This is a genomic window from Streptomyces sp. NPDC006365, assembly GCF_042870755.1.
Classification (GTDB): domain Bacteria; phylum Actinomycetota; class Actinomycetes; order Streptomycetales; family Streptomycetaceae; genus Streptomyces; species Streptomyces xiangluensis.
In genome coordinates, this window is the sequence record NZ_JBIAHS010000003.1 from 733,583 (window position 1) to 757,785 (window position 24,203).

The 24,203-nt window shown below is 69.2% G+C and carries 20 protein-coding genes; 13 read left to right on the forward strand and 7 right to left on the reverse strand.

Features of this window, described 5'->3' with window-relative positions; genetic code table 11:
- Positions 1–47 precede the first annotated feature (47 nt).
- The 4 genes from ACFYO0_RS12600 to ACFYO0_RS12615 form a co-directional block, all read right to left on the reverse strand.
- Positions 48–1,322 (reverse strand): MFS transporter, encoded by a 1,275-nt coding sequence (locus ACFYO0_RS12600; RefSeq protein ID WP_388674032.1) that lies wholly within the window; start codon positions 1,320–1,322, stop codon positions 48–50.
- Between the two features lie 285 nt (positions 1,323–1,607).
- Positions 1,608–3,680, reverse strand: coding sequence for a hydantoinase/oxoprolinase family protein (locus tag ACFYO0_RS12605; protein WP_388674034.1), 2,073 nt, complete (start codon positions 3,678–3,680; stop codon positions 1,608–1,610).
- On the reverse strand, positions 3,677–5,356 hold the full coding sequence (locus ACFYO0_RS12610) for a hydantoinase B/oxoprolinase family protein (RefSeq protein WP_388674036.1): 1,680 nt from the start codon (positions 5,354–5,356) through the stop codon (positions 3,677–3,679). Before ACFYO0_RS12610 ends, ACFYO0_RS12605 begins: the two co-directional genes overlap by 4 nt.
- Complete coding sequence (locus ACFYO0_RS12615; RefSeq protein ID WP_388674038.1) at positions 5,353–6,507, reverse strand: tartrate dehydrogenase; 1,155 nt, start codon at positions 6,505–6,507, stop codon at positions 5,353–5,355. The genes ACFYO0_RS12610 and ACFYO0_RS12615 overlap by 4 nt, the downstream gene beginning before the upstream one ends.
- Before the next feature lie 206 nt (positions 6,508–6,713).
- On the opposite strand from ACFYO0_RS12615, the gene ACFYO0_RS12620 reads away from it, so the two are divergent.
- From ACFYO0_RS12620 to ACFYO0_RS12665, 10 genes are all read left to right on the forward strand, one after another.
- Positions 6,714–7,625 carry a LysR family transcriptional regulator gene (locus ACFYO0_RS12620; RefSeq protein WP_388674040.1) on the forward strand — a complete coding sequence of 304 codons (912 nt, stop codon included), beginning with the start codon at positions 6,714–6,716 and terminating at the stop codon, positions 7,623–7,625.
- A gap of 110 nt (positions 7,626–7,735) precedes the next feature.
- Complete coding sequence (locus ACFYO0_RS12625; protein ID WP_388674042.1) at positions 7,736–9,988, forward strand: MMPL family transporter; 2,253 nt, start codon at positions 7,736–7,738, stop codon at positions 9,986–9,988.
- A 105-nt stretch (positions 9,989–10,093) separates the two neighbouring features.
- Positions 10,094–10,813: a response regulator transcription factor gene (locus tag ACFYO0_RS12630; RefSeq protein ID WP_388674044.1), complete on the forward strand. Its 720-nt coding sequence runs from the start codon at positions 10,094–10,096 to the stop codon at positions 10,811–10,813.
- Complete coding sequence (locus tag ACFYO0_RS12635) at positions 10,810–12,225, forward strand: ATP-binding protein (protein WP_388674046.1); 1,416 nt, start codon at positions 10,810–10,812, stop codon at positions 12,223–12,225. The genes ACFYO0_RS12630 and ACFYO0_RS12635 overlap by 4 nt, the downstream gene beginning before the upstream one ends.
- Positions 12,226–12,393: 168 nt before the next feature.
- Positions 12,394–14,271, forward strand: a complete 1,878-nt coding sequence (locus ACFYO0_RS12640) for an AMP-dependent synthetase/ligase (RefSeq protein WP_388674048.1) — start codon at positions 12,394–12,396, stop codon at positions 14,269–14,271.
- Positions 14,272–14,406: 135 nt separating this feature from the next.
- On the forward strand, positions 14,407–14,634 hold the full coding sequence (locus tag ACFYO0_RS12645; RefSeq protein ID WP_388674050.1) for a hypothetical protein: 228 nt from the start codon (positions 14,407–14,409) through the stop codon (positions 14,632–14,634).
- A gap of 58 nt (positions 14,635–14,692) precedes the next feature.
- Positions 14,693–15,172 (forward strand): MarR family winged helix-turn-helix transcriptional regulator, encoded by a 480-nt coding sequence (locus ACFYO0_RS12650; RefSeq protein ID WP_388674052.1) that lies wholly within the window; start codon positions 14,693–14,695, stop codon positions 15,170–15,172.
- Between the two features lie 68 nt (positions 15,173–15,240).
- The gene (locus ACFYO0_RS12655) at positions 15,241–16,590 is read left to right on the forward strand and encodes an MFS transporter (RefSeq protein WP_388674264.1); all 1,350 of its coding nucleotides are present in this window, start codon (positions 15,241–15,243) and stop codon (positions 16,588–16,590) included.
- 171 nt (positions 16,591–16,761) lie between these two features.
- On the forward strand, positions 16,762–17,166 hold the full coding sequence (locus ACFYO0_RS12660) for a PaaI family thioesterase (protein ID WP_388674054.1): 405 nt from the start codon (positions 16,762–16,764) through the stop codon (positions 17,164–17,166).
- Positions 17,167–17,194: 28 nt separating this feature from the next.
- Positions 17,195–17,839, forward strand: a complete 645-nt coding sequence (locus tag ACFYO0_RS12665; RefSeq protein WP_388674056.1) for a TetR/AcrR family transcriptional regulator — start codon at positions 17,195–17,197, stop codon at positions 17,837–17,839.
- Here the strand turns inward: ACFYO0_RS12665 and ACFYO0_RS12670 are convergent.
- The 3 genes from ACFYO0_RS12670 to ACFYO0_RS12680 form a co-directional block, all read right to left on the reverse strand.
- The gene (locus ACFYO0_RS12670) at positions 17,740–18,039 is read right to left on the reverse strand and encodes a hypothetical protein (RefSeq protein WP_388674266.1); all 300 of its coding nucleotides are present in this window, start codon (positions 18,037–18,039) and stop codon (positions 17,740–17,742) included. The two genes, ACFYO0_RS12665 and ACFYO0_RS12670, sit on opposite strands and share 100 nt — an antisense overlap.
- Positions 17,924–18,541 carry a histidinol dehydrogenase gene (locus ACFYO0_RS12675; protein WP_388674058.1) on the reverse strand — a complete coding sequence of 206 codons (618 nt, stop codon included), beginning with the start codon at positions 18,539–18,541 and terminating at the stop codon, positions 17,924–17,926. The genes ACFYO0_RS12670 and ACFYO0_RS12675 overlap by 116 nt, the downstream gene beginning before the upstream one ends.
- Positions 18,542–19,056: 515 nt before the next feature.
- Positions 19,057–20,064: an SDR family oxidoreductase gene (locus ACFYO0_RS12680; RefSeq protein ID WP_388674268.1), complete on the reverse strand. Its 1,008-nt coding sequence runs from the start codon at positions 20,062–20,064 to the stop codon at positions 19,057–19,059.
- A 73-nt stretch (positions 20,065–20,137) separates the two neighbouring features.
- On the opposite strand from ACFYO0_RS12680, the gene ACFYO0_RS12685 reads away from it, so the two are divergent.
- The 3 genes from ACFYO0_RS12685 (at position 20,138) to ACFYO0_RS12695 (ending at position 24,097) form a co-directional block, all read left to right on the forward strand.
- Positions 20,138–20,773 (forward strand): TetR/AcrR family transcriptional regulator, encoded by a 636-nt coding sequence (locus tag ACFYO0_RS12685; RefSeq protein WP_388674060.1) that lies wholly within the window; start codon positions 20,138–20,140, stop codon positions 20,771–20,773.
- Between the two features lie 1,048 nt (positions 20,774–21,821).
- Positions 21,822–23,567 (forward strand): enoyl-CoA hydratase-related protein, encoded by a 1,746-nt coding sequence (locus tag ACFYO0_RS12690; RefSeq protein WP_388674062.1) that lies wholly within the window; start codon positions 21,822–21,824, stop codon positions 23,565–23,567.
- On the forward strand, positions 23,564–24,097 hold the full coding sequence (locus ACFYO0_RS12695) for a hydrogenase maturation protease (protein WP_388674064.1): 534 nt from the start codon (positions 23,564–23,566) through the stop codon (positions 24,095–24,097). Before ACFYO0_RS12690 ends, ACFYO0_RS12695 begins: the two co-directional genes overlap by 4 nt.
- The last annotated feature ends 106 nt before the right edge of the window (positions 24,098–24,203 follow it).

Sequence of the window (24,203 nt, forward strand, 5' to 3'; positions counted from 1 at the left end):
CTGGCTGCGTCCGGCGCTGAGCGCGCCGCGCTGCGGGGATGGGCTGGCTACTTGGCGAGGGTCAGGCCGGTGCGCCGCTGAAGCACACTGATCCTGGCCACGACGATGATCGACAGCACGGTGACCATGGCGATGTCGACGAGCATCAGGGGCCAGCCGGTGAAGTCGACCATCCCGCCGACCACCGCCGGGCCCAGGAAGCCGCCGCCGGCCCAGCTGACGGTGTACATACCGGCGTAGGTCCCGAAGACCCGTGCCGAGGGTGCGAGGTTCCACAGGACGACCACCGCGTTGACCAGGAAGCAGGTCGCGCCGGCCGCCGCGAGGCACAGGGCCACGGTGGCCCCCATCGGAGTCGGGATGAGCGTCCCCAGCACCATGGCGCCGGCGAAGACCGACATGCCCACGGTCATGACCCGGAGCCGTCCGTACCGCTCGGCGAGCACGGCCGCCGGGTAGGCCGCCAGGATGAAGGCGATACCGCTGGGCAGGGTGAGACCGCCCGCGGCTCCCCGTGACATGTCCAGGGCCTCCATCCCGTACGGCGTGATCAACGACCGGGACGCCGCCCATGCACTGCCGAAGAGGAGAATCGCGAGGAGCAGCAGAAGCCGGCTGCGATCCGTGTCCTTGAGGATCTCGATGAAGGTGTCCCGGACCCGTGGCTCGGTGCGCTCGGCACTGTGCTCCTCATCGCACTCGGCCACCGCTGCCTGGTAGGCCGGGGACCGGTTGTCGCGCACGGTGGCCGCCAGCACCCCGATCGAGATCAGCATGATGATCGCGGGGATCGCGAACGCGAGGCTCAGATGGTTGTCGACCAGGAAGATGCTGATGAGCGCGGCGACGATGGCCGTAATACTTGAGGCGATCTTGACTGCGGCGTTGGCCCGGCTTCGTCGCTCGGGTGCGATGAAGTCCGGTACGAGCGCCTCGGCGATCGGCTTGAAGGTGTTGGCGACGAGCGCGTACGAGAACAGCACCACGATCAACAGCGGCAAGGACGCCGCGCTGTGCGGGATGAGGATGAAGAGCGCGGCGGCGATCGGCATCCCCACCACCAGGTAGGGCATCCGCCGGCCCCAGGAGGTCCTCGTCCGGTCGGACCGGTTGCCGATCCACGGCTGAATGAAGATGCCGAGCAGGTTGTCCATGCCCATCAGCAGACCCACGACGGCCGCGCTGGTGAGATGCTCCCGCAGGAGCGGCGGAACCTGAGATTCGTAGAAGTTCCAGGTCGACTCCTGTGCGAAGACCGCGAGAGCGACCAGGAACGTGATGCGCCGGGTACGTGTGCGCTGCCCTGCTGACACCGTCGTCATAAGGGTCGTCCCTTCGCGCCGCCACCATATCGGGCAGCTACTGGATAGTTATCGGTGTTGGCGTGGGGGTGGTGAGAGACGGTTCTCCCGCGGCACGCCCGGTACCGCTTCCTCGATGTCGAGCGGGGCCTGCGGCGTGCGAACCAGGTGCAACCTGTGTGAGCGGCGTCGGTCCGTTTCTCGTCGCAGGTGAGGAAGCCACTCCTCGGACTGGTCGCCAAGCATTCCCCGCCTTCGGCGACTGCTCGACGCTGCCCTCTTCGGGGACGACCAGGAAGACCGGGTTCAGGCCCGGTCGACCTCGACCACGAGGGTCAGATCGTCGGTGACCCGGATCCGGCAGTCCGGCCCGAAGGAGCAGGACGATTCGCGTTCCTCGAAGATCGCCGGACCTGCCAGCTCGGTTCCCGGCGTGAGCTCGTAGCGGTTCCATACGGTGGCTTCAAGCAGCCCGTGTCCCGGAAAGTAGACCGACCGGACACCGCGGCTTGCCTCACCTCCTCGCGTATGGCTGCCCTCCGTCGACAGCTCATGACCGGGCAGTTGCATGGAAAGCCGCCAGTTCACGATTTCCACGGCCCCGTCGAGGGAACGACCGAAAACGGCGCGGTACGTGGACTCGAAGGCGGTCCGGATGCGTCCGAGACCGGCTGGGCCAAGGTCCTGCTCGGACACGCTGACCTCGATCTCAAAGCCCTGGCCGAGGTAGCGCATGTCGGCCGAGCGGCGGACCCGCGCCAGCTCCGGGTCTCTCGGCTGGAGCGTTTCGGTGGCGCGGGTCGTCATCTCGTCGTACAGCGCGGCGACCCGGCCCCAGTCGACGTCGGCGAGAGGCGACTGCAGACTGCGGACCTCGTCGACCGTGGGAGCGGCTGCCAGGAGCCCGCAGGCGGACATCACTCCAGCCCGCATCGGCACGATCACTCGGGGGATCTTCAGCGACTTCGCCAGCCCGTAGGCATGGGCGGGTCCGGCTCCACCGAAGGCCAGCAGCGCGAAGTCGGCGGGGTCCTTGCCCTGCTCGGACAGGTGCATGCGGGCGGCGGCGGCCATGCTTTCGGTGACCACCTCGACAATCCCGGCGGCCGCGTCGGCGGTGTCGAGTCCCAGGGGCCCCGCCACCTCACGGGTCAGCGCCTTGTGGGCCTCGCGCGTGCGCAGCCTCATCTCGCCGCCGAGGAAGTTCTCCGCGTCGAGATAGCCGAGCAGGAGGTCGGCGTCCGTCACGGTGGGTCGCTCGCCTCCACGTCCGTAGGCGACGGGGCCGGGCACCGAACCGGCGCTGCGTGGTCCCACCTTGAGCAGCCCGAGTGCGTCGGGTGCCGCGATCGAGCCGCCTCCCGAACCGATCTCGATCATGTCGACGACGGTCAGGCGCACCGGCAGCCCTGAGCCGGGCTTGAACTTGTCGACCCGCCCTGCCTCGAAGGCGTGCTTGAGCCTGGGCCTGCCTCCCTGGACGACAGCGATCTTCGCGGTCGTACCGCCCATGTCGAAGGAGACGACGTCCTGCTCCCCCAGCGTCCGGGCGACGGCGGCAGCGGCGATGGCCCCGGCCGCGGGGCCCGACTCAAGCAGCCGTACGGGGAACCGCTTGGCGTCCTCGAGGGTGGTGACGCCGCCGCCGGAGAGCATGATGCGAAGGGGCGCGTCGATGCCCATGGCGGTCAGGTCGTCACGCAGGTCGTCGAGGTAGCGCGACATCAGAGGCTGCACATAGGCGTTCAGGCAGGCGGTGCTGGCCCGCTCGTACTCGCCGATGACCGGGGCCACGGCGCTGGAGATCGTGACGGGGAGGTCCGGGTGGGCCCGCGCGACCAGGTCCCGCACGCGGTGCTCGTGCCCGGCGTTGCAGTAGGAGTGCATCAAGGTCACGGCCAGTGCTTCGATTCCCTGGTCCACCAGGTCCCGCACAGCCGTGAGGATGGCGCGATCGTTGAGCGGTTCGAGTTCACTGCCGTCCGCCGCGATCCTCCCGGGCACTCCGCGGCGTAGGTGGCGCGGCACCAGCGGCTGAGCCGGTCGGGCGAGCAGGTCGGTGGTGTCGAACCTCGTCTCCCGTCCCATTTCGAGGGAGTCGCTGAACCCGCTGGTGGTCAGCAGACCGACGACCGCTCCGGTGCGTTCGAGCAGGGTGTTCGTCACCAACGTGGTGCCGTGCACGATGCCCGCCACGTCGCCGGGGGCCGTGGACGTCTCCTCCAGCAGGCGAGTGATCCCGGCGGTGATGGCCTCGTTGGGGGCGTGGGGCGTGGTGGGGAGCTTGCCGGGCCAGGTCAGTCCCCGGCGCGGGTCGTGCAGCAGCAGATCGGTGAACGTTCCGCCGACATCGACGCCGATCCGGACCGTGCGGTTCATCGGCTCACCTCCTCGTGTGCGCTCCCGCCCACCGTCTGGGCTGTGCGCGGGTTGTGCTGACCGGCTGGGACGGTGTAGCCGGCGATCTCGTCGGCGATCAGGAGTTCGGGCTCGCGCTCGTCGGGCCGGCCGAACCCGCCGCCGCCCGCGAAGGAGATGACCACCGATGAGCCGGGAGCCAGCCGCGAGATCGACTTCAGTGGGACGCATTCGCCGGAGTCCAGGACGACCTGTGCGGTGGCGCCCGGTTCACCGCCGGCCAGACCGAGCGCCGGATGCCGCTCGCGGTCTCCGAGCAGCACCATCTGTACCGGTCGGCTCGTCGGGTTGCGGACCTCGATGTTCTGGCCCAGGCCGCCGCGGCGTCGGCCCCGTCCGCCCGATCCGACGCGCAACTCCTTGCGGAGGAAGTGCAGCGGAGACGCGGCCTCCAGCGCCTCGATGCTGCCGCCGCCCGAGTTGGTCGGGAAGGCGATGGTGGACAGCCCGTCCGACTCCTTGGCCGCGCCCATGCCCGCATTGGCGAAGAGCATCAGGCTGAAAGGCCGGCCGGAGTCGTCGACCCCGGCGAAGCGGACCCGCAGGGCGGGGGCGCCGCCGCTGTCGGCGATGACACGGTCAGGCAGCACCGGGGCCAGTGCCTGGTACACCGCGCAGGACAGGAGATGCCCGGTGAGGTGCCGTGCCACCACGGGCGCGGGAAACCGCGGATTGACGATCGTGCCCTCCGGCGCGGTGACCCGGATGGACCGGTACGAGCCCCAATTGGTCCGCGTGGACGGATCCAGCAGGATCTTCAGCGGATACATGGAGTAGGCGCGGGTGTAGTTCAGCGTCGAGTTCGTCGCGAAGGGCACTTGGGGGGAGCTGCCGGTGTAGTCGACCTCGACCTGCTCACCGCGAACGGTCACCGCGCACTCGATGTGCGTGGGGTGCCCGTCGACGCCGTCCGCGTCCAGGGCCGCGCGGTAGACGCCGTCGGGCAGGTCGCGGACGCCCGCCCGCATCGCGGCGTCGGTCACCGCGTGGACCTGGGCCGCGAACGCCTCGAAGTCCGGCTCACCAAAGTCGGTGAGGAACTCCTGGGCGCGCCGACGGCACACGGCGTGCGCCGCGGCCTGCGCCTCCAGGTCACCCCACACCTGGTCCGCCAGTCGCACGTTGGCCAGCAGCAGGTCCCTGACCCCCTGCTCGACCCGTCCGGCCCGTAACAGGCGCAGCGGAGGAATCAGGACGCCCTCGGAGAGCAGCTCGGTCGCGTTCATCGAGGGTGTGCCGCCGATGTCCGGTGAGTGCGCCACGGTGCCCGCGAACGCGACGAGCCGTCCTCGGTGGAAGACCGGGGAGATCATGGCGATGTCGGGCAGGTGCCCGGTGGCGATCCACGGGTCGTTCGTGATGACGCTGTCGCCGTCCTGCCACTCGTCCATCGGGAACCGTTCGAGGACCAGCTCGGTCAGCGAACTCATCAGGGCGGCGAAGGCGGGGATGCCCGCCCGCGACTCGGCCATCGTGCGGCCCGCTCGGTTCATCAGGACGACGGTGTAGTCGTTCGACTCCCGGATGATCGTGGAGAAGGCCGTGCGCAGCATCGTGGAGGCCGCCTCGTCGGTGGCGGCGGCAAGCCGGTCCCAGCGCACCTCGAGGCCGACCGGGTCGGAGACAGGCCTGATCATGACGCCGTGATCTCCTCTCCGACCGCGCGACCGGCCGCGTCACCAGCCGCTCCGTCGCGGTGGCCAGTGAGTGACCTCGCGGCGATCCGGGCCGCGATGGCCTTCCCCAGCCCCACCGTGGTCCCCGGGCCCCCGAGGTCGGGAGTGACCACACCGGGCTGCTCGTCCAGCACGCTCTCGATCGCGGCCACGACGTGCGCGGCCGCCTCGTGCTCGCCGAGGTGGCTGAGCATCATGGCGCCGCTCCAGATCTGGCCGACAGGGTTGGCGACACCGAGACCGGCGATGTCCGGCGCCGACCCGTGCACCGGCTCGAAGAGGCTGGGGAAGGAGCGGTCGGGGTTGATGTTGGCGCTGGGGGCGATGCCGATCGTCCCGGTGCAGGCCGGGCCGAGGTCCGAGAGGATGTCGCCGAACAGGTTGCTGGCGACGACCACGTCATACCGGTCGGGCTGGAGGACGAACTTCGCGGTCAGGATGTCGATGTGGTCCTTGTCGGCGGTCACCTCGGGGAACCGGGCGGCCATCTCGGTCGCGCGCTCGTCCCAGTAGGGCATGGAGATCGAGATCCCGTTGCTCTTCGTCGCCCAGGTCAGGTGCTTGCGCGGACGGGACGCGGCGAGTTCGAAGGCATAGCGCAGGACACGGTCGACGCCGGTCCGTGTCATGACCGTCTCCTGGAGCACCGTCTCGCGATCGGTGCCCTCGAAGATCCGGCCGCCGATGCTGGAGTACTCGCCCTCGGTGTTCTCCCGCACCACGTAGAAGTCGATGTCGCCCGGCTGGTGGTCACGCAGCGGACTGCGCACGCCGCGCAACAGCCGGACGGGACGCAGATTGACGTACTGGTCGAAGCCCCGCCGCATCTGGAGCAGGCTGCCCCACAGCGACACATGGTCCGGGACCACCTCCGGCCATCCGACCGCGCCGAAGAAGATCGCGTCGAACGCACCGAGCACGTCCCGCCAGTTCCCGGGCAGCATCGTGCCGTGGTTCAGCCAGTAGTCGGCACTGGCGAAGTCGAACTCGGTGACATCGAGTTCGAACCCGTGCACCTCGGCAGCGGCCCGCAGGCACCTCAGACCCTCCGGGACGACCTCGCGGCCGATCCCGTCGCCCGGAATCGCTGCGATGCGATAACTCTGCGGCACGAATCCACTCCCCAGTCCAGGTGATCGATGCGCTCGTCCGGCGATGAACACTCTGTCCAGAGAGGAGGCGTTCCGGCCACGGCGCGACTGGCTCCCACCTTGGCCAGCGGTGACACCCGTTACAAGGCCGTAACCGGCAAGGTACGTTTTCCCCCATGGAAAGCCCTCGGCGTTCTGGTCGCCCCTGGTCCAAAAGCCGTTCAGTCGTGGACGACCTCCAGTTATTCCACGTGGTCGCGTCGAGCGAGACCCTGACGGCCGCGTCCCGAGAACTCGGTTGCTCGCTGCCCGTCGTCAGCAAACGCCTCAGCGCGCTGGAGCGCCGCCTGGACGTCCGGCTCGTCCAGCGCGGCGCCCGCCGACTCGTGCTGACGTCGGAAGGCAAGCTGTACGCGGCGCGCGTCGAGGCAATCCTCGACCAGGTACGCGAGCTGGAAGACACGATCACCGACACGGCCGGGCGGTTGCGCGGATCCCTGGTCGTCGAAGCGACCCTGGGTCTCGGCCGCGCGCATATCGCGCCGCTGCTGGGCGAGTTCGCCGCGGCCCATCCGGACCTGCACGTCCGGATGCAGACGTCGGCGCTTCCGCTGCGGCCCCACCAGCGCGAGTTCGACGTGGCCGTCCACGTCGGCATGCCGCCCGACTCCTCGCTGCGCATGCGGCGGCTGGCCAAGAACCGGCGCGTGCCCTGTGCGGCACCGTCCTACCTCGCCGAACACGGCACCCCGGCCAGCATCGAGGATCTGGCCCACCACAACTGCATCGTGCTGCGGGAGAACGAGAGCGACTTCGCCCTCTGGCGCTTCGGAGAAGCGGACCGTCCCCGGCATGTGCGGGTGCACGGCAGCCTGTCCAGCAACGACGGTGACGTGGTGACCGACTGGGCACTGGAAGGCCGTGGTGTGATCATGCGTTCGGACTGGCACGTCAGGCCGCACTTGGACCGTGGCGAGCTGGTCCGCGTACTGCCGCACATGTCGACACCCGCCGCCGACATCTACGCCCTCATCGAGGAGGACGGGCATGTCCCGCGCCGTGTCAGCGCGCTCATCGACTACCTCGCCGCGCGGCTCCCGGTCCGGCTGGAGCAGGCGAAAGGCCCCGGACGTATCTGACGGTGCCGTAGCCGAACCGTCAGAAAACCCTCAGGTTCTGTGTGAGGCGGTTGTCAAGTCTGCTGAGAAGGATGTGGCGGGTCGTCTTTCGAGCAGTGAGGGAGTTTTTGATGGCTGCGTTCTTGTACCGGTTGGGTGCGTGGGGTGCTCGGCGGTGGCGGAGGATGCTGATCGGGTGGCTGGTTGGTCTGGGTGTGGTGGTTGGTCTGGGGCTGTCTTTCGCGGGGTCGTTCGCGGACAGCGGCTCGATTCCCGGTTCTCCGGCGCAGACGGCGCTGACCAGGATGGAGCGGCACTTCCCTGAGCCGGATGTGCAGTCGGCGCAGGTGGTGTTCCAGGCGCCGGCGGGGCGTGAGGTGGGTGAGGCGGATCTGCGTGCGGCGTTGGAGGGGTCGCTGGAGGCTATGGGCCGGGTGTCCGGGGTGAGCGAGGTCAGTGATCCGGCCGAGGAGGAGACCGTCTCTGAGGACGGGCGCACGGCGGTGGCTGAGGTCACCTTCGCCACGAAGGAGGCCGACGATGTGCCGGACGGCACGCTGGAGGCGGTGAAGGCGGCGGGCAGTGAGGCCGAGCGGGCGGGTCTGCGCACCATTTACGGCGGTGAGCCGTATGAGTCCTCGCATCCGCCGGTGGGGCCCAGTGAGCTGGTCGGGCTCGGTGTCGCTCTGGTCATTTTGGTGATCACGTTCGGGTCGCTGCTGGCGGCGGGTCTGCCGCTGCTGACCGCGGTGCTCGGGGTCGTGGGCACGATGGCCGCGATGATCGGTGCGGCCACGGTGTTCGATGTGTCCGACAACGCGCCCACCCTGGCGATCATGCTGGGTCTCGCGGTGGGTATCGATTACTCCCTGTTCATCGTCTCCCGCCACCGTGCCCAGCTCGGCAGGGGGATGCCGGTGCGGGAGTCTGTTGCCATGGCCACCGCGACCGCGGGCAGCGCCGTGATCTTCGCCGGTGCCACGGTCCTGATCGCGCTGTGCGGTCTGTCGGTGGCGGGTGTGCCGATGCTGACCTCCATGGGTCTGGCCTCCGCTGGAGCGGTCGCGGTCGCCGTCATCACCGCGGTGACCCTGCTGCCCGCGCTGATGGGGATGGCCGGCCACCGGCTCATCCCCAAGCAGCCCCGGACCACTGCCCGGCGTCGCAGGTTCCTGCCCATCGGTCGCCGGCGTGCCGTGGGGCGGACCGCGCACGGTGGCCGGACAGCCGCCATGGGCGTGCGCTGGACCCAGGGCGTCCTGCGCCACCCGGTGCGCAACCTCATCCTGGGCACGGTCGCGCTGATCGCCGTGGCCATTCCCGGCATGGAACTGAAGCTGGCGCTCACCGACGAGGGCTCCGCCGCCACCAGCAACTCCAGCCGCCAGGCCTACGACGTCATCAGCGACGCCTTCGGCCCCGGCGCCAACGGCCCCCTTGTCGTACTCGTCGAGAACGACGACCCGGCCACCGTCAACGTCACCGCCACCGCCGTCGAAGACGAACTGCGCGGGGTCAGGGGCATCGCGGACGTCAGCGGTATCGACCTGGCCGACGACGAAAGGGCGGCACGGATCCAGATCATCCCCGACACCGGCCCGCGCTCGCAGGAGACCAGCGACCTCGTGGCCCGGCTGCGCACCCAGATGCAGCCCCTGGCCCAGTCCAGCGGCTCATACGTCGCCGTCACCGGAATGACCGCGGTCAGCATCGACGTCTCCGACAAACTCAGCGCCGCTCTCCTCCCCTTCGTCATCGTCGTCGTCGGTCTCTCCCTGCTCCTGCTGATGATCGCGTTCCGGTCGATCGCCATCCCCGTCAAGGCCACCATCGGATTCCTGCTGTCCGTGGGCGCCGCCTTCGGAGCCACCGTCGCGGTCTTCCAGTGGGGATGGCTGGCCGGCCTGCTGGGCGTGCCCAGCCAGGGCCCGGTCGCCAGCTTCGTCCCCATCATCGTGATGTCCGTCCTGTTCGGACTCGCCATGGACTACGAAGTGTTCCTCGTCTCCGCCATGCGCGAGGACTACCACCGCCACCACAACGCCCGCACCGCCATCCTCAACGGAGCCCGCAACGCCGCCCGTGTGGTAACTTCTGCCGCGCTCATCATGATCTCGGTATTCGTCAGCTTCCTGTTCTCCCATGACGCCGACATCATGCCGATCGCGTTCGCCCTGGCCTTCGGAGTCATGGTCGACGCCTTCCTGGTCCGCATGACCCTCGTCCCCGCGGTCCTGGCACTCCTCGGCGACCTGGCCTGGTGGCTGCCACAACGCCTCGACCGCGTCCTGCCCCACCTCGACGTCGAGGGCGAGAACCTCCACACCCCCCAGCCGGCCACGCCCCACACCCCCGCCAAGAACACCACCCCAGCCAGCCTGTGACACCACGATGACCAGCAGAGCCGACACCGGGACCCCCACCCAGCCCGCACCACCAGCGGCACAACGGCACGCACCAGACGGCCACCACCGCTACCAGGAGCACACATGAACGCCGTCACCACCCCCGGTACCGCCGACCGCGTCCTCGTCATCGACGACGACCCCGGAATCAGACGCCTGCTGATCTCAGCACTGCAATTCGCCGGCTTCGAAGTCGACGCGGCGGGCGACCTGACCGAAGCCCTCGACCAGGTCGCCCGCCGTCCCCCCGACGTCATCGTCCTCGACGTGATGCTCCCCGGCGCCGACGGCTTCGAGATCCTCCAACTCCTGCGCACCCGCGCCATCGACGTACCCGTCCTGTTCCTCACCGCCCGCGACGCCGTCGAAGACCGGGTACGCGGACTGCGCCTGGGCGGCGACGACTACGTCACCAAACCCTTCAGCGTCGTCGAAGTCGGCGCCCGCCTACAGGCACTGTTGCGCCGCGCCCGCAACGGGCTCCCCTCCACCGAGGAGACACCCTTGCGCTGCGGCGACCTCACACTCGACGACCCGCGCCACGAAGTCCGCCGAGCCGGTCAACTCATCGAACTCTCCCCCACCGAATACCGCCTGCTGCACTATCTGTTGAGTCACCAGGGGCAGGTCCTCTCCCGCGCCCAGATCCTCGAGGCCGTGTGGCAGTACAGCTTCGGCGGGGACTCCGTTGTCGTCGAGCGCTTCATCTCCAACCTCCGACGCAAGATCGACCATGGCCGTACGCCGCTGCTGCGCACCGTCCGCGGCGTCGGCTACACCCTCCGAGAGCAGGACGACACGTGACACTCCGCGGCCGTCTTCCCTGGGCCTTCTCCAGCGTCCGCCTGCGCCTGCTCGCCGGGCTGGCCGTTCTCCTGGTCGTCGGACTGGTCGCCAGCGCCGTCATCAGTGCCCTTCTCCTGGAGGACTTCCTGGACAAGCGCAACCAGGACACCCTCAAAGCCAATGCCGAGCGTTTGACGCGGGTCATCAACCAGGGACCGCAGACCGCCAACGCCGACCAACTCGGCGCCCTTCTCGGCTCGCCCCTGGGCACGGTGGCCGTCAACGAGGACAACGAGGTCCTGCTGAGCACCGGTTCCGCGTCCAGGGCCGCCGACGAGGTGGCCGCGGTCAGCATGACAGCACCGACGGGAAGCGTCGTCACCTTGGAGGGCGGCGACCTCGGCGCCGTTCGCATCCCCAGTCCCGGCCTGGTCATCGACCGCGGTCCCGCCGAGGGCACCGTGACACCGGCAACCGTCATCCTCACCATCGACACGTCCGTCGACGACGCCACCACCGACGCGCTCATCAGACGGCAACTGGCCTTGATCGGTGGCGCGTTGCTGGTGCTCCTGGGGCTGTCCGTCATCGTTCTGCGCCTTGGCATGCGCCCACTCGCCCGCATGGCCCGCAGCGCCGACGCCATCGCCGCGGGCTCCCTGACCGAGCGGCTGCCCACCCATCGCAACGGCAGCGAAGCCGACCTGCTGGCCAAGGCGGTCAACCGGGCGTTCGACGCCCAGGCCCGCGCGGAGGCGACCGTGCGCTCGCTGGCTGCCGACACTTCCCACGAACTGCGCACCCCCCTGTCCACCATCTCCGGATGGCTCGACCTGCACCGCCAAGGCGGCCTGCACGGTCAGGGCCTGGAGACCGCGCTGGAGCACATCGAGAACGAAGTGGGGCGGATGCGCCTGCTCGTGGAGGATCTCGCGCTGCTCGCCCGCCTCGACGCCGGCCGACCCGTCGAGCAGGACGACGTGGACCTCACCGCCTTGGCCGCCAGCGTCATCGAGGACGCCCAGATCATCTACCCCCGACGCGACATCGCCATGGCACCCGCACTACCCGCGCCCGTCATCGGGGATGCCGCTCGTCTGCAACAGGTCCTGCGCAATCTCGTCGGCAACGCCGTCCAGCACACCCCGGCTCAGACCTCCGTGCGCGTCGAGGTCACCCTCAGCCGTGACACCGTAGAGCTGAGTGTCATCGACAACGGTCCTGGGATCTCGCCCGAGGACCTGCCCCGCGTCTTCGAGCGGTTCTGGCGCGCCGAGGCCAGCCGGAGCCGTGCCTACGGCGGTTCCGGTCTCGGCCTGGCCATCGTGGAGGCCATCGTCCACGCCCACAACGGACAGGTGGCCGTGTACTCGGAGGTGGGAGTCGGAACCACCGTCACCATCCGACTCCCGCGCGGACCTCGGCCGTAACGACTCACATACCGCCTGGGACCGCTGACCCGTGGTCAACACATGCACTGTGCGCCAATGCACACAGCCCCCATGCACCTCTGCACCTCTGCACCTCTGCACCACAGCCGATGCCTACCGCGGTCTCACCACACCGACCGCGGCCCCTACCGATATCCGGAGGATGTCGTGCACGACACACAGACACCGATTGGGAATCGTCCGCCATCCGTCGCGGGACTCTTCCTTGAGCGCGTGGCGGCCACACCGGGCGCCGAGGCCTACCGCTATCCGGTACCACCAGCCTCCGTCGATGGCCCGGCCGACTGGAAGTCGCTCAGCTGGGCCCAGGCCGCCGACCGGGTGTACAACATCGCGGCCGGTCTGATCGAGTTGGGGGTGCGGCCCGAGGAACGGGTGGCGCTGGCGTCCTCGACCCGGATCGAGTGGATCCTCGCCGACCTCGGCATCATGTGCGCGGGCGCGGCGACCACCACCGTCTACCCGCAGACCAACACCGATGAGTCGGCGTACATCCTGTCGGACTCCGGGAGCCGGGTCCTCATCGCGGAGAACGCCGAGCAGGTGGCCAAGGCGGTCGAGCAACGCGCCGCACTGCCCGAACTCGCCTATGTCGTGGTCATCGACCCGGCCGCCACCGGATCCAGCGAGGAGTGGGTACTCAGCCTCGCCGAACTGGAGGCCCGGGGCAAGGCCCGCCTGAGGAAGGACCCGGAACTGATCAAGGAGCGGGTCTCCGCCATCACCAAGGACCACCTCGCCACCCTCATCTACACCTCCGGCACCACCGGACGGCCCAAGGGCGTCCGGCTCCCGCACGACAACTGGTCCTATATGGCCAAGGCCACCGCCGCCACAGGCCTGCTCCGCGCCACCGACGTCGAGTACATGTGGCTACCGCTCTCGCACGTCTTCGGCAAGGCGATGACCTCCACCCATATCGAGATCGGCCATGTCGTCGCCGTCGACGGTCGCGCCGACAAGATCACCGAGAACCTTCCGGTGGTCCGGCCGACCTTCATGGCGGCCGTGCCCCGCATCTTCGAGAGGGTCTACAACGGCGTCGCCGCCAAGGCACGGGCCTCCGGCGCCTCGAAGTACAAGATCTTCCTGAGGGCGGCCCAGGTGGCCCGCGAGTACGCCAAGACCAGGCAGGACAGTCTCCGCCGCTCCGGCACGGCATCCGTCCCGTTCGCCCTGTCCGTCAAGCACAAGGCCGCGGACGCGCTGGTCTTCGCCAAGATCCGCGAGGCGTTCGGAGGGCAGCTGCGCATCTGCGTCTCCGGTTCGGCCGCCCTCGCCCCGGAGATCGGCTACTTCCTTTCCGGCGCCGGTATCCACGTGCTGGAGGGCTACGGCCTCACCGAGTCCTCCGCCGCCGCCTTCGTCAACCCCCACCAGGCCTACCGCACCGGCACGGTCGGCAAGCCGCTGCCCGGCATGGAGGTCCGGATCGCCGACGACGGCGAGATCATCTTGCGCGGACCCGGCATCATGCAGGGCTACCACAACCTGCCCGAGAAGACCGCCGAGGTCCTGGAGAAGGACGGCTGGTTCCACACCGGCGACATCGGCGAGCTGTCCGCCGACGGCTACCTCCGCATCACCGACCGCAAGAAGGACCTCATCAAGACCTCCGGCGGCAAGTACATCGCGCCGGCCGAGGTCGAGGGCCAGTTCAAGGCGATCTGCCCCTACGTCTCCAACATCCTGGTGCACGGTGCCGACCGGAACTTCTGCACCGCGCTCATCGCCCTCGACGAGGCCGCCATCACGGCCTGGGCGGCGGAGAACGGCATGGCGGGCAGGCCGTACCCGGACATCGTCGCCGCGCCCGCCACGGTCGAGATGGTCGACGGGTACGTGCGGCAGCTCAATGAGGGCATACAGCGCTGGCAGACCATCAAGAAGTTCCGGCTGCTGCCCCGCGACCTCGATGTGGACCATGGCGAGATCACCCCGAGCCTGAAACTGAAGCGGCCGGTGGTCGAACGCGAGTACAAGCACCTCATCGACGAGATGTACCAGGGAACACGCGAGGCATAGGGCCTGTACGTCTGGCTGAACGCCGTTGAACGTGCGGCGGTCTGTGCGGAGGGCCGGAAGGGCATCACCGGGACGGTGCGAGAGCTGTACCGGACTCACCTGGTGTGACCTGCCGGTCCTCCGCACCTCTGCGCAGTGGGCTCTTTACGAGGCCGGTCGCAGCCGGTTCGCGATGACGCCCGCCTCTTCCTGGAGCGGCTGCGTGCCAAGGGTGTGAGGGTGCTGTTCTTCGAGGAGCCGACCCTGCCGCACGGATTCTGGAAGTACGCGGCGCTCGCCGACACCGCGGCCAACGCCGCGGCCAGCATGTGCGAGGCCTTCCACAGTCTCCTCGACAGTACCGCCGACAGACCGGCCCCTTGAAGGCGCCAGATAGACAGCCGAAGTTGTACAGCCTGGGCTGCCTATCTACCATGAGAGCATGATGCCAGCGGACGAAGAGCCCTTGACCGAGGCCGCCGTTCAAGCAGCCGGCGACATCTGGGTGGTGTTCGGTCGCCTCCGCCGCAAGCTGCGAGCCCTGGAGGCGGCCGAGGAACCGGTGGGCCGAGACGGCGACAGGGAACCGTCCCCGCCGCAGAGTTCCGTCCTGCGCCGCCTCGCCAGGAACGGCCCCGCCTCCGCCAGTGATCTCGCCGCTGCCGAAGGCGTTCGGCCTCAGTCCATGGCAAAGACCGTCATCGCCCTGGAAGCGGCCGGGCTCGTCCTGCGCAGCCCGGACCCCGATGACGGGCGGCGGCAGCTTGTCTCGCTCACCGACCGGGGCCACGAACGGCGCAGGGGCGAGCGCCTCGCCCGTCAGGAGTGGCTCGCCCGGGCCCTGCAAGAGCACGGCACCGAGGACGAGGTGCGGGCGGTCATCACCGCCATGGCACTGCTCGACAAGGTCGCGCAAGCGTGACGCGAATAGCCGCGCGCAGGCCGCGTCGGGCCGAGAAGGGCGGTTTCGACCGTCGCCTGATCGTACCGATGATCCTGGGCTCGATTCTCAACCCCATCAACTCCTCGATGCTCGCGGTCGCGCTGATCCCCATCGGCCGTGCCTTCGACGTGCCACCCTCGCAGACGGCATGGCTGGTCTCCGGCCTCTACCTCGCGACGGCCGTCGGTCAGCCGGTGATCGGCCGACTCGTTGACGCGTTCGGTCCACGTAGGCTCTATCTGCTGGGCACCGCGCTGGCGGGCCTCGCCGGACTGCTCGGCGCCCTCGCACCGAACTTGTGGGTGCTGGTCGCCTCCCGGGTCCTCCTCGGACTCGGAACCTCTGCGGCCTTTCCGGCGTCGATGTCGCTGCTGCGCTCCGAGTCCGAGCGCACCGGCCGGAAGAACCCGAGTGGCGTCCTCGCCGCGCTGTCGACTTCCAATCAGGTCATCGCGGTCGTCGGCCCGGCTCTCGGCGGCCTGCTGATCGGCGCGGGTGGCTGGCACCTGATCTTCGGCATCAACGTGCCGCTGTCGCTCCTGTGTCTTGTCCTGGGCGCACTGTGGCTGCCCCGTGCGACGCCTTCGGGCAGGACGACACGGATCGATGTGCCGGGCATGCTGTGGTTCGCCGGATCACTGACCGCGTTCATGTTCTTCCTGATGAACCCGGCGGTCACACACTGGTATCTGCCGGCGCTCGGCCTGGCTGCGGGCTCGGTGTTCGTCCGCCGCGAACTCGGCACCGACCAGCCGTTCATAGACCTTCGAGTCCTCGGCGGAAACGTACCGCTGCTCGCCACGTTCACCCGACAGTGCCTCGCCTACACCACGTCGTACGCCTTCTTCTACGGCTACAGCCAGTGGCTCCAGGAGGGCCGGGGACTGAGCGCGTCGCAGGCCGGTCTGCTTCTGGTGCCGCTGTCGGTGACGGCCATCGGAGTCACCGCGCTGACGGGACGCCGTAGCCGAGTGCGGGGCAAAGTCGTCGTCGGCGCGGTCTTCCAGTGCCTCGGCTGCGCGGCGTTGCTGCTCCTGCGTGCCGACAGTCCGGTCTGGCTGCTCGTCGTGCTCAGCGCGGTCGTCGGCATCCCGCACGGGTTGATCGGGCTGGCCAACCAGAACGCCCTGTACGCGCAGGCCGACCCGGCCCGCATGGGCTCGTCCGCGGGACTGCTGCGCACGTTCATGTACATCGGCGCACTGTTCGCGGCGGCGGCGAGCGCGGTGTTCTTCCGCGACGGCGCCACCAGTTCCGGACTGCATGCCATGGCCTGGCTGCTCATCGGCGTGGCCACCTTGTTCCTGGTCCTGTGCACCGCCGACCGGTCGCTGGGCCGCGTCGGCACAACGCCTGGCGACGCGGCCCCCACCGCCCGCAAGGGGACTGCGCGGTAGTCGTTCACCACCCTTCGGTCCAGGGCGTGCCGCGCTCCGCGGCCTCACGTCGACCAGGACGCGCCGCCCCAGCCGCTGGGGAACAACTGACCGACCGGCCGGAAGTTCCGTATTGACGAAGTGAGATAACGTCGATAACTTATCGCCACTAACTCAGATGGGGAGTCGCCCGTGCCCACACTCGCAGCCGAAGACGTCTACGCCCTCGCGCCCTACGCCAAGACGCTCGGAGTCGTGTTCGACGAGATCACGGCGGCCGGCGTCCGAGCCACACTGGCGCACGATCTCTCTCTTTCCACGGTGGGCGGTGGCCTCCATGGAGGAGCGTTGATGGGACTCGCCGATGTGAGCGCTGCCGTGTGTGCCGCCCTCAACGGCCCGGCCGGCGCCGCACCGGCCACCGTGGAGTCGACCACGCACTTCCTCCGGCCGGCACACACGGACGTCGTCGCGACCGCTCGTCCCCTGCGGGTGGGGCGCAACACCGTCGTCGAGATCAACGTGCATGACACCCAAGGCGAACTGTGCGCCCGGGTGACTCAGGTGGTCACTGCCGTCAAACCGAAGACATCCTGATGCCGCTCCCTCCCGAAGGTTCCTATCCATGCCCGGCTCCCGAGTTCGCGCTGCCAAGGGCCAGGGCGGCCTGCTCCGCGACCAGCTTCTCGACATCGCCGATCAGCTGCTCGAGGACGGCGACGCCGACGCTCTCACGATTCGCGCGGTAGCGACACGTGCGGGCGTCACCCCGCCAGCCGTCTACCTCCACTTCGCCTCGAAGAGGGAACTCGTCCATGCCACGTGCCTGCGTGTGTGGAGTTCACTGTTCATCGAGCTGGAAGCGGTGTCCCAAAAGATCCCGGATCCCGTAACGGCGCTCTACGAAACCTGCGTCGCCTACATCGCATTCGGGCTTCGTCATCCATCCCAGTACCGACTGGTGATGGATGGCGAGGCCACCGAAGCCAGTCGCCAGAACGAAGACGCATGCTTCCGCTACTTCCGGGACAAGGTCACAGCCTGTCTCGATGCCGGGGTACCGGTGGAGAGCAGGACCGAAACCGCCAGACTGCTGTGTGCCAGCGTGCACGGCGCGGTCTCTCTCCTGATCCACCAGGAGCGTGACGCATGGCCTTTGGACACCGCTCGCTATGCCACCCGGGCGGCTTCCTCAGCCGTCCACGGCGCCTTGCTCACCGCGTCCCACGCGTCCAGACCCTCGATGTCCGCCGTGATGCGGTCGGGCTGAAACGTGTGTGAGGACGGACCCTGGTTCCGGCCGGATCGCGGGGCCCGACCCAGCGGGGCCGCACCGTACTTCGCCGCGCGTACATCACCGGAGCGAGCATGTCCCTCGAAGCGTTCCAGCCGGGACAGGCGACCGCATGCCTCGCCGAGCAGCGCGCTGCTGTCGGGGTTGCGGACCTCCTGGTAGGTGACCGTTTTCAGGAACTTGCCCACCCACAGCCCGCCGGTGTGGCGAGCGGAACCGAGGGTCGGCGTGGTTGGTTCCGATGACCTTGTCACCGTAGGCGACACACGTTGGAGGCAGTCCGGCACTGGGTGGAGTGGTCGCGGCCACTCGTTCCACACCGGCCTCCTTGGCGGTCAGCACGGTCATGTGCGCCGAGGCCGTGAGCGGGTAGCGACCACCCGGGACATGGGCGCCCGAGGCCTGCACCGGGATGTTGCGCTGCCCCAGGAAGACACCGGGGAGCGTCTCGATCTCGAACTCGTGCAGCGACTCACGCTGGACGCGGGCGAACCGGCGCACTTGGGCCTGCGCGAACCTGATGTCGTCCAGCACGGTCTCGGGAACCGAGGAGACGATGCCGCGGACCTCGTCCTCGGAGAGCCGGAAGGAACCCGGTGACCAGCGGTCGAAAGCCTCCGAGTAGCGACGCACCGCGTCATCTCCGCTGACACGGACGTCGGCGATGGCAGCGGCCACCGTGTCAGTGACGTCGGAAGTGCCACCGCGCTGGGCAACTGATCCGAACTCCCGCCCTCTCCCTTCGGCAGCACCTGGCACCGGCGGGCCGAGCCTGACGGCCCCCACCCTTGACCGAGTCGTGGCGGACCTCGGTACTCCAGCAGTAGATCGCGATCCGAAGGCAGCGGTCGGTCGGTTGACCAGTTGGCGGCAGCGATGAAGTCGCGTGCGATGTCCACAACGGAACGGCCCTCCGTTCCCTCTTGCACCAAAGCGGTGGCGCGCGGTCGCCTCGTCGGCAGTCATCAGCACGCCAGACAGCGGCAAGGTTGTCCCCAGTCAGTGCGGTCCACGCCGGGGGCCAGGTGGGGCGAGGAAAGCCTGTCCATCGAGAGCGCGTTGATCCGCCATGCGTCAGGACAATCACCGCGACGGCGCCGGGCCCGCGTTCGCGGAGCGGCGGTGGGCCCGGCGCCGTCATGCGGAGTCTTGCTACGCGGGCTTAGTGGTTGGTGTTGATGAGCCGGTCGAGGTCAGCGCCGGGGGACCACGCCCAGCTCGATCATGCTGGCGGCGGTGTCGAGGACAGCCTCGGACGGTGGCCGGGAGGTCCACCCCAATTCCTTCTCCGCCTTGGCAGCGCTGCTGCGATCCATACGCCCCCAGAAGGTGAGTGCCAGACGGCTGCTCGGATCGAAGCGGGAGACTACCCACATCAACCAGTACGGCATCGTGCCCGTCCCGATCCGGTAGCCACGCGGCCTGTAGTGATCGGCCAGCACGGACGCCATCTCGTGGGCCCACATGAACTGCCCGGCGGCGATGTACCGATTGCCTGCCGCCGAAGGCGTCTCCATGGCGAGCCGGTGCAGGCGGGCCAGGTCACGGACGTCCACGATGTCCCAGCTGATCCTCGGAAGGAACGGCAGCGTGCCCTGCATGATCCGCCGGATCAGTTCCACCGAGGTGTTGACATCGGCGTTCAATATCGGTCCGAGTACGGTGCTCGGGTTGAGTACGACCAGTTCCAGTCCGGACTCGCGGGCGAAGTCCCACGCCGCCTTCTCGGCCAGTGTTTTGCTCTTCGCATACGGGCCTGCCTTGCTCAGGTCTGTCCAGTCGTTCTCGGTGAAGATGCGGTCGTCGTCATGCCCGTGGTGCACGGCGGCCCCCGAAGAGGTCAGCACCACGCGGCGAACAGAGCCACTGGACCGGGCGGCCCGCAGCACACGCAGAGTGCCTTCGACCGCGGGGCGGATCACCTCGTCCTCGTCCTTTGGGACGCTGGTGGGAAACGGCGACGCCACATGCCAGACGTACACACACCCCTCGACCGCCTCGCTCCAGCCTGAGTCGTCGGTCAGGTCAGCCTCGACGAAGTCCAGCTCGCCGTCCGTCTGCGCGGCGAGCGCACTCAGATGGGCGATGTCCGCTGTGCGCAGATCGCGCACCGTACCGCGTACGGAATAGCCGTGGGTCAGCAGTTCGGCGACACAGTGTCCGGCGAGGTATCCGGTGGCCCCGGTGACCAGAACTTTCATGAGCACGCTCACCAATCTAATCAGCGTTTAGAATGTAAGCATCGTATAGATAGGCGGGCACTAGACTCAAGAGGTGCCTTCCAGCGAAACCATGTCCACCTACCACCACGGCGCCCTGCGCGAGGAGCTGATGACCGCCTGCCTCCAACTGATCGAGGCTGAGGGCATCGGCGCGGTCAGTCTCCGGCGGGTCGCGCGGGAGGCCGGGGTGAGTCCGGGGGCGCCTTACCACCACTTCCCCGACCGTGCGGCGCTGCTCCACGCCATCACCGCCCGGGGCTTCGATCTCCTGGTCACCGAGTTGCGCGCGGCCCACGACCATGCCGGTACGCCGGTCGAGGCGCTGGGAGCGATGATTGAGGCGTACGTGCACTTCGCCCGCGTGCACACCGGGTATGCCCGGCTGATGTACCGGCCGGAGCTGTCCCAGTCGACCAAGGACCCCATGGCCGAGGCGTTGACGCAGGAGGGCATACAGCTGGCCACCGACACGGTGCTGGCCGCCCAGCGCGAGGGAACCGCCCCGCCGGGAGATCCGGCTCCGCTGGTCACCATGGTCTGGTCGCTGGGAGCCGGGTTGGCCATGCTCGCCATCGACGGCCCCATGGAGTCGATGTCGGCCGCACGCGGCTCCAACGCTACCGAGCTGACAGCCCAGGTTGCGGCACTCTTCCAGCAGATGCTGCGAGCCGCCCCAAAGGTGCACTGACACTCTCCGAGGGCCCGCCAGCCGGGTGACGATGCAGACGTCCGCCACGCACAAGGCTCCCGTGCCGCTGAGGCGGCACGGGCCGGGCGGCGGCCCGACGCCTTGATCACGTAGAGCGACGACGGTCGTGTTCGCCTCCACCATCGGCTCGCGGTCATGGCCGAGGTGATCACCGCGACATCCCGGCGGGCCGTCGACGACGGTGATCCGTCCCCGGCACGGACCTGGAATGCCCGATACATCTTGACACCGCCGCCGGAGCCTGTGGCGCCCTTGCCGGGCACCGGGCAAGTGTGATCGGCGGTCGCCGCCACACGTCGACGGCACCCGCCAGTCCGCACGACCAAGAACGGCGGTCGGATCCCTCGCATCATCCCCGCGGCGAACGCCACGCCGCCATTCGGGCTCCCTGCAACCGCGAGCGGCCCCCGCTCACCCCCCTGAGCCCTCCGGGGTGCAGAACCTCTTTCCAGGTTCCGCCCACCAACTCAATCAAGACCGAGATCCGGACCACACACGGGCCAACACCCCACTCATAGTGAGCCCAGCCTTCGTTTTCCCAGGTCACGACGCTATGCATGATGTACCACCAGCAGACGAAGAACCTGCTGGTGTCGTACTCCCCGAAGAAGCTGGGCTTCTTCTGAGCGCACGAAGGAGGCACTGACCTGGCCTTTCACCCGTCAGGTACGTTTCGCTGGGCTCACTCGGACCAAAGGCCTGGTTTGCGCCGTACCCCCGCTTCCTCCCAGCATTGTCCCGCTCCTGACGGCTCGTACGGGGTCGGCGCGGGTGGCGCGCGCTCGGTGAGGCGGGAGGCGGCGATCTCGGCGACGACGGCGTCCCGCGCGAGAGCAGCTCGCCACTCGGTTGCGGCACCGTCCCGCGGTCCGAGCGGGTCCCTGGCGGTACTGGTCGCTGGACGACTGCGCTGACGGCCGGTTCCGGCGGCGTACCGGGCCCGGATGGAGGAAGGGCCCGCCGGAGGTCGGCGAAACGCCGCCGTGGTCCTTCTCGACCTTCCCGGGACCGGCGAGCATGCCACGTCATGGACATCTTGCTCGTGGCCAGCACGTTCAACAGCCTGTCCCAGCGTGTGTACGCGGAACTGTCGGACCAAGGGCATCGAGTGGGCGTCGTTCTGGCCTCGCACGGCACCGGAGCGGTCCTGGCCGCCGTACGCGAGGCGCGCCCGGAGCTGATCGTTGCTCCCATGCTGAAGACGGCTCTGCCCGAGGACGTATGGCGAGAGCACACCTGCCTCATCGTGCACCCGGGGCCGCCCGGCGACCGTGGCCCGTCATCCCTGGACTGGGCGATCGCCAAGGAGGCGCCCCACTGGTGTGTGACGGTTCTCCAAGCCGAGGCGGGGATGGACGCGGGCGATGTCTGGGCCTCCGCGTCCTTCCCGGTGTCGCCGGTCGGCAAGAGCGACCTGTACCGGGGCGAGGTCTCCGACGCCGCCTCGGCCGCCGTCCTGCTGGCCGTCCGGCGGTACGCCGACGGATCTTTCAAACCTCAGCCGCAGAGCGATCCCGGGATCCCGGTGGTGTGGCGCGACTTCTTTCGCCAGGAGCAGCGAAGGATCGACTGGGAGAACGACAGCACGGAGACGGTGCTGCGCAAGCTCCGCGGGGCCGACTCGCAGCCGGGAGTCCTGGACGAACTGCTCGGCCGGGAGATGTTCCTGCACGGCGGACACACCGAGGACCGGCTCCGCGGCAGCCCCGGCGAGCTGCTGGCGACGCGGGCCGGGGCGGTCTGCCGGGCCACCCGGGACGGCGCGGTGTGGATTCCGGAACTGCGCCCCCGCAAGAGCTCCGGTGACCCGGCACCGTTCCGCCGCCCGGCGGCCTCCGTCCTCGCGTCCCTCCCGGCTCCGCCCGGCGCTGATCGGGGGACGCCGAGCTCCGACGACCGCCCGCGCCGGCTGCGGGTGGACACCGTCCCGCTCGAACTGCCCCCGGACCGGCGCACCTTCACCGACATCCGGTACCGGCAGCACGGAGAGATCGGGATTCTGGACTTCTCCTTCCCCGGCGGTGCGATGAGCACCGACCACTGCCGCCGACTGCTCGACGCCTACCGGTACGCCCTCGCCCGCCCCACGTCGGTGCTGGTGCTCGGCGGAACCCGCGACTTCTTCTCCAACGGCATTCACCTGAGCGTCATCGAGGCGTCGGCCGACCCCGCGGCCGAGTCCTGGGCCAACGTCAACGCCATGAACGACCTGGTCGAGGCGGTGCTGCAGACCACCGACCGCCTCGTGGTGGCGGCGCTCGGCGGGAATGCGGCGGCCGGCGGCGTCATGCTCGCCCTGGCCGCCGACGAGGTGTGGTGCCGCCAGGGCGCCGTCCTCAACCCGCACTACCGGCGCATGGGCCTGTACGGGTCGGAGTACTGGACGTACACGCTGCCGCGCCGCGTCGGAACCGAGACGGCCGAGCGGCTGACGAGCGAGGCGTTGCCCGTGAGCGCCACGGCCGCCGCACGGATCGGACTGGTGGACCGTCTGGTGCCGGTCCCGCCGCAGGGTTTCACCGCCGAGGTCGAGCGCATGGCGGCAGCCCTCGCCGCCGCCCCGGACCTCGCGCGGCGGATCGCCGCGAAGGCCGCGGCACGTCAGGCGGACGAGGAGCGGCGGCCGCTCGCCGAATACCGGCGGACCGAACTCGCTCGCATGCACGGCGTCTTCTTCGATCCGCACGCCGCGTACCACGCCCTGCGTGCGGCATTCGTCCGGAAGCTGCCGCACGGCTCCGCCATGCCGCCGGCCACGGGAGGCGCGCGATGACCGCGCGCCTGCTGGTGGCGGGCGTCGGCAACATCTTCCTCGCGGACGACGCCTTCGGCCCCGAGGTGATCCGCGCCCTGGACCGGCGCCCGCTGCCGCCCGAGGTGCGGGTGCGGGACTTCGGCATCCGCGGCATGGACCTCGCTTACGAACTGCTCGGCGGCTACGACACGGCCGTCCTGGTCGACGCGGCCGTACGGGGGCACCGGCCCGGAACCCTTTCGCTGATCGAACCGGAGCTCCCCGACCGTTCCACGGGCGGCGCCCCGCCCGAGGCCCACGGCATGGATCCCGCGAAGGTCCTGACCCTGGCCACCCACCTGGGCGACGAGCCGCTCCCCCGCGTCCTCGTCCTCGCCTGCGAACCGGAGGTGCGGCCACGCGGCGACGAGGACATCGCCCCGGGCGTCAGCGCGACGGTGCGCGAAGCCGTCGAGCAGGCCGTCGCGGCGCTGCACACGATGGTCCCGGTGCTGCTCGCCGATCCGGCCGCGACGCCCCCGTTGACCCCGGCGGCGATGCCCCGTTGAGCCGCCCGGAGGAATCCGCGGACCCGTCCGCGGCCCGTCTCCCCCGCCTGGTGGCCGAGGGCGCCGAGGATCGACAGCGGTCCGCCCCACCCGTATCCCCTCGCGA